At 35.3% G+C, this 2,527-nt stretch carries 3 protein-coding genes; all 3 read left to right on the top strand.

Annotated elements, in window-relative coordinates; translation table 11 throughout:
• On the top strand, positions 1–847 hold an 847-nt coding region (locus EUBIFOR_RS09205; RefSeq protein WP_003865761.1), incomplete at its 5' end, for an EamA family transporter.
• An 8-nt stretch (positions 848–855) separates the two neighbouring features.
• Positions 856–1,509 carry a CatA-like O-acetyltransferase gene (locus EUBIFOR_RS09200; protein ID WP_003865760.1) on the top strand — a complete coding sequence of 218 codons (654 nt, stop codon included), beginning with the start codon at positions 856–858 and terminating at the stop codon, positions 1,507–1,509.
• 76 nt (positions 1,510–1,585) lie between these two features.
• Positions 1,586–2,527: diphosphate--fructose-6-phosphate 1-phosphotransferase (locus EUBIFOR_RS09195; RefSeq protein ID WP_003865759.1), on the top strand; the 942-nt coding region annotated here is incomplete at its 3' end.

Raw genomic sequence — 2,527 nt, 5'->3', positions numbered from 1 at the left:
GACAGGTTCTGCCTTTTTTGCGGGCATTACTTCTGTACTCGCAAAATGTGGGATTTCAAAAACAGATTCCGATGTGGCAACCGCCATACGTACCATCGTGGTTTTAGTATTTTCGTGGGTTATGACTTTAATCACTGGTACACTATCTGGTATTACTGAAATTAGTGAAAAGACATTATTATTTCTAGTCTTATCTGGCATCGCAACAGGAGCTAGTTGGCTATGTTATTTTAAAGCTCTACAAAACGGGGATGTGAATAAGGTTGTACCTATTGATAAATCCAGTACGATTTTAACAATATTACTGGCTTTAATTTTCTTTCATGAAGGATTGTCTTTAGCTAAAATTGGCTGTGTATGCATGATCGGTTTAGGTACGATGTTGATGATTACTCGAAAAGATGAGTCTGAATCTAATTCTTCAGATAAAGGCTGGTTGATTTATGCGATTTTGTCAGCTGTATTTGCGAGCCTTACATCAATTTTAGGTAAGATTGGTATTTCTGGAATTGATTCTAATTTAGGTACGGCCATTCGTACAAGTGTTGTATTAGTCATGGCCTGGCTTATGGTATTTGTGAAAAATAAGCAGTCTGAAATAAAATCTATTGATCATAAAGAATTATTGTTTATTATCTTATCTGGCTTTGCGACAGGAGCATCTTGGCTATGTTTCTATCGTGCTTTACAGGATGGACCTGCAAGCATCGTTGTGCCAATTGATAAATTGAGTATACTTGTAACAATTGGTTTTTCTCGTGTTGTATTTCATGAAAAGCTATCAAGGAAGGCATTACTAGGTTTAATTTTGATTACAGTGGGTACTGTAACTATGACGATGATATAGGAGATTTTATGTGCAGATATAAGAAGATTGATTTAGAAAATTGGTGTCGTAAAGAGCATTATTTGTATTATACAAACAGTTTAAATGTTGAAGTGAATATGACGGCCAATATTGATGCGAGTGAGTTATTAACTTTTTGTCATACAAATGGATATAAATTTTATCCAACGTTAATTTATTGTGTGACTAAAGTGTTGAATCGAATTGAGAACTTTAAAATGTTTAAAGATAAAAATGGAGATTTATGTGTGTGGGATTCATTGGTTCCTAACTATACAATCTTCCATGAAGAAGATCATACATTTTCGGATTGTTGGACCGATTTTACGGATGATTTTGATTCTTTCTACAAAAATATTACTTCTGATATGGAATTAGGTAAAACAAAAAGGGGAATCAAGGTGAAATTAGGCCAACCTGCAAACTTTTATTGTGTTTCATGTACGCCCTGGACTGCATTTACAGCGGTTTCAAGTCGCGTAGTCAATGGGGGTGCTGCCTTCTTTCCAATCATCACAGCTGGAAAATATGATGATAATTATCAGATGCCTGTAAATATCACAATTGCGCATGCCGTAGCCGATGGGTATCATATTGGATTGTTCTTTGAATACTTACAGGAAGAAATGAGTGTTGAATGTTTAAAATCACACCTTGAATAAAGGCGTCGTATTTACTTTTTGGGCAAAGTGTTATAAAATTTTTAATGTAGGTATAAATTGAAAAGGAGATATAAAAATGAATCAATCACCACTTCAAAAAGCTAGATACCAATACAGTCCAAAATTGCCTGGAATGTTAAGAAATGGTATTTCAGAAATCTGTGTTAAGGAAGGAAACGCAACTCAAAGTGTTGCAGACCAAGAAAAAATCGCGGCTTTATTCCCTAACACTTACGGAGAAAAAGAAATTACATTCGAAAAAGGAGAAAATACTTCTGCAGCTAAAAAACAAGTTGTAGGTGTAATCTTATCTGGTGGACAAGCACCTGGTGGACACAACGTTATTTGTGGTCTATATGATGCATTAAAAGCTACTAGTAAAGAAAACGTTCTTTACGGATTTAAAAATGGTCCTATTGGATTATTAGAAGACAACTATGTAGAATTCGATGATGCTTATATCGATGCATACAGAAATACTGGTGGATTTGATATTATCGGATCTGGACGTACAAAATTAGAAACTGAAGAGCAATTCGCAGTTGCTGCAAAAGTTTGTGAAAAACACGGAATCACTGCTATCGTAATTATCGGTGGTGATGACTCAAATACAAATGCTGCTGTATTAGCTGAATACTTTGCTGCTCACAATACAGGTGTTCAAGTTATCGGTTGTCCAAAAACTATCGATGGTGACTTGAAAAACGAAGACATCGAATGTTCATTTGGATTCGATACTGCAACTAAAACATATAGTGAATTAATCGGAAACATCGAACGTGATGCAAACTCAGCTAAAAAATACTGGCACTTTGTAAAAGTTATGGGACGTAGTGCAAGTCACGTAGCTTTGGAATGTGCTTTAGAAACTCAACCAAACATTTGTTTAATTTCAGAAGAAGTTGCTGCTAAAAAACAATCTTTATCTGAAATCGCTGACTACATTGCAGATGCTGTTGAAAAACGTTCTGCAAATGGAAACAACTTCGGTGTTGCAATCATCCCTGAAGGTGTAGTT

Origin of the sequence: Holdemanella biformis DSM 3989, assembly GCF_000156655.1 — a bacterium.
In the GTDB taxonomy this organism is placed as follows: Bacteria; Bacillota_I; Bacilli_A; order Erysipelotrichales; family Erysipelotrichaceae; genus Holdemanella; species Holdemanella biformis.
The sequence above is the reverse complement of the archived record's forward strand: the minus strand, read 5'-3'. Positions and strand labels throughout refer to the sequence as shown.

What these genes read in the sequence shown, in the direction of transcription:
- EUBIFOR_RS09200 (WP_003865760.1), top strand. Translation starts at nt 856, where the DNA reads ATGTGCAGATATAAGAAGATTGATTTAGAAAATTGGTGTCGTAAAGAG.